The sequence below is a fragment of the Clostridium tarantellae genome, assembly GCF_009295725.1.
In the GTDB taxonomy this organism is placed as follows: domain Bacteria; phylum Bacillota; class Clostridia; order Clostridiales; family Clostridiaceae; genus Sarcina; species Sarcina tarantellae.
The window spans coordinates 1-3,610 of sequence record NZ_WHJC01000322.1; the positions used below are offsets into that span (position 1 = coordinate 1).

Sequence of the window (3,610 nt, forward strand, 5' to 3'; positions counted from 1 at the left end):
GTATATAGTATAGAAATAAATAATTTTTATAAGGGAAAATTAGAAATTATTTGTAATTTTAGTTTCATCTAGAAATTAAAAGGAGATGATATAAAAATGGATTATAGGGAAAAAATAAAGTTTAAATATAATGAATTTTTATCAAAAAATATGTTGAAAAAAGCAGATGATTTAAAAGAATATTATGAAGCCTTTTATGAACGCTTTAATGCTGAAAAATTAAAAAGTATGGATGGGGAGCTTCTACTAAATACTATGTTTAATCATGGTAATAAAGAAAGTTTGGTTTATTATTTAGAGTTTAAAACCTATAAAGATATACCTAATATTTTTGGTAAAATTGCTGGAGGTAGTTCCTTTAAATTTGGTGTATATAAGCGTAAGGAAGATGGAAAATGGATTATTGGAACTACTAAAAACCCTAAGGAAGCTACTATTGAAGAAGCTATTGAAGTTGCTAGAGAAAAAAGAGATTTAATGGTAAAAGGTGTTGAAATAATAAACTCTTTACCTAATAAATATGATTATAATACCTATAAAAACCTTGAAGAACATTTAATTACAGATACCAAAGGTCTTTCTGATACTGCTTGGGTTCATAAGTATTATCATATGTTATTTCCTGAAAAAATTGATACTTTTCATACATTAGAGTATCAAAGATTTTTTATGATTAAGCTTTTAGAGAAACCTAAAGAAACTAAGGGAAGATATGAACTTTCTAGTTTTTATATAAAATTATCTAAAGAATTAAATATTCCTGTGGCAAATTTAAATTATATTATTGGAGAACTTTATGGTCCTTATCATAAATACTGGCGTATAAATACAGTTAATGAAAATGGAGAAAGCTTATTAAATGAAATGATGGAAAATGAATGTATATCTATTGGTTGGACTAAACTTGGAGATTTATCTAAAATAAATTCTTTAGGTGATAAAAAAGCTAAGGATAATTTAAAGCTTTTAATAAATGAAAAATATATGAATGCTTCAAAATCCACAAATAAAATAGCAAATGAAATTTATAACTTTATAAAGTACATAACTTCAGAGGATATAGTGGTGGCTGTTGAAGGGAATTTAATTTTAGCTATTGGAAAAGTTATAGGTAATTATGAATTTAATGCAGGGTTAGAATTTCCTAATACTATTAAAGTTAATTGGTTAAAATATTTTAATGGTGAGAGTTTACCAGAACCAAAAGAGGGACTAAAAACAATAGTAAATGCTTATGGTAAAAATACGGATAACTTATTAAAAATAGAAAAACTACTTCAAAGAGAAGATACTCACATAGGACTATCTTCTGCTATTAAAAAACTAAAAAAATTAGAAGGCACTATGGAACAAATTGAAAATATATTACAAAGAAAAAAGCAAGTTATTTTATATGGTCCTTCAGGTACTGGAAAAACTTACTTTGCTGAAAAAACAGCCTTTGAATTAGCTGCAAGAAAAGCCTTTAATAAAAATTATGAAGATTTAAATGATGAAGAATTAGCAATTGTTCAAGGAAATAACTTATCAGCAGGATTAGTAAGAATGTGTTGTTTTCATCCATCCTATGGATATGAAGATTTTATTGAAGGAATAAAGCCTACCATTTCAGAGAACAATATGCAAACTCTTTTTAAGTTAAGGGATGGTATATTTAAATCCTTATGTAAAGAAGCAAAGGTAAATGCTGATAAAAATTACTACTTAATTATTGATGAAATTAATAGAGGAGATATTTCTCGTATATTTGGAGAGTTAATTACCCTATTAGAAAGCAATAAAAGAGAGAAAAATTTAATTCTTCCTTTATCAAATACCCTGTTTAATGTGCCAAAAAATGTATTTATCATTGGAACAATGAATACCAGCGATAGATCTATTACTTTATTAGATACTGCCCTTAGAAGAAGATTTGGGTTTATTGAAATTATGCCTGATTATAGCTTATTAGCTAATTCTATTATAGAAGGACTACCACTTGAATTATGGCTTAAGGAGTTAAATAAAAGGCTTTGTCAGGTTTTGGGAAAAGAAGGTAGAAACCTACAAATAGGTCATTCTTATTTTATGGAAAATAATAATGCCATACAAACCTTTGAAAGCTTAAATAAAGTAATTTTAGAGGATATTATTCCTTTATTAGAAGAATATTTTTATGGAGATTATGAATCTATATCAAAAATTATTGGAAATTCTTTAATAAATATAGAAAATGGTGATATTAATTTTGATATATTTAAACCATCTAAAAAGGATGAGCTTATAAATGCTTTATTATCTCCCTGTGCTGAAATAAAAACTTCTTTTTCTGTATGTCAAGAAGATTGTGAAAATGAGGATATTAAGGGGGAACTATGATTACTTTAAAAGAATGGCAAACCCTAACTCCTAATAAAGATAATAAACTTTATAATGTTTTCTTAAATAATGATGAAGAAAGAAAAACGGCAGAATTATTAAAGAATAAAGGCTTTTTAAATATAATAGAATTAAGAAAGGGTATTTCTATAAGTACAAATTCCTATGTAGGTAAAATAAAATTAGGAAGTTTACATATAAATATTTTTCCTAAAATAGATAATTTACCTCTTTTTAAGCTTTTAAAATATACCTATGGGTTAAAGGATTTAAATATATTATCTAAAGCTAATTATGAAATTAAAAAATACAGTTTCCTTGACTTATTAATTTATCAATTATGTATAGAAATAGAGCACCTTATAAATATAGGATTAAATAAAAATTATATAAAGATAAATCATAAGTTATCTTCTCCAAAAGGAAGAATAAATTTTAATGAAATAAGTAAAAATGGAGGATTCATTGGTTCTACCCTTCCTTGTACCTATTATAAAAGATTAGAGGATAATACACTTAACCAAGTATTGCTATCAGGAATTTATTTAGGTATATCAATAACTGATGATAAAGAACTTAAAATAAAATTAAAAAGAATAGCTAATTTTATGGAAATTAACATAAGTAAAATTACTTTAAATAAAACTATTATTAATAAGGCTTACAGTAATATTAATAGATTAGTGGCTCATTATAAACCAGCTTTAGAACTTATAAATATAATTTATGAAGGAAAGGGAGTATCACTAGAAAAAGACATAAACTCAAAGGTTTTTAGTGGATTTTTATTTGATATGAATAAATTCTTTCAAAGCTTTGTTTCTAAATTATTAAAAGATTATATTTTAGATTATGAAGTTAAAGATGAATTTACTTTACATAATATGTTTCAATATGCAGGAGAATATAATCCTAAAAGAAAAAAAGCGCCTATGCCTAGACCTGACTTTGCTATAATGAAAAAAAATAAAGTAATTACTTTATTAGATGCTAAATATAGAGATTTATGGGAAAATCCTCTCCCAAGAGAAATGTTATATCAATTAGCTATTTATGCAGTTAGTAACTATGGAAATAATAAAGCTAAAATATTATATCCTTCTATGAACAGCAATGCTAAATTAGAAAAAATAAATATTATAAATCCTATTAATGGGGAATCTTATGCTGAAGTAATAATGCAACCTATAAATTTAAACTATATATGTAATATTATTGATGAAAATCATACTAAAGAGTGCTCAACATATAT

2 protein-coding genes are annotated in these 3,610 nt (G+C 25.0%); both read left to right on the forward strand.

Translation table 11 applies throughout. From position 1 onward, the window contains the following. Positions 1–96: 96 nt before the first annotated feature. On the forward strand, positions 97–2,358 hold the full coding sequence (locus GBZ86_RS13770; protein WP_152891590.1) for an AAA family ATPase: 2,262 nt from the start codon (positions 97–99) through the stop codon (positions 2,356–2,358). Further along, positions 2,355–3,610 (forward strand): McrC family protein (locus GBZ86_RS13775; RefSeq protein ID WP_152891592.1); only part of this gene is annotated, 1,256 nt, incomplete at its 3' end. The genes GBZ86_RS13770 and GBZ86_RS13775, both read left to right, overlap by 4 nt.

What these genes read in the sequence shown, in the direction of transcription:
- GBZ86_RS13770 (WP_152891590.1), top strand. Translation starts at nt 97, where the DNA reads ATGGATTATAGGGAAAAAATAAAGTTTAAATATAATGAATTTTTATCA.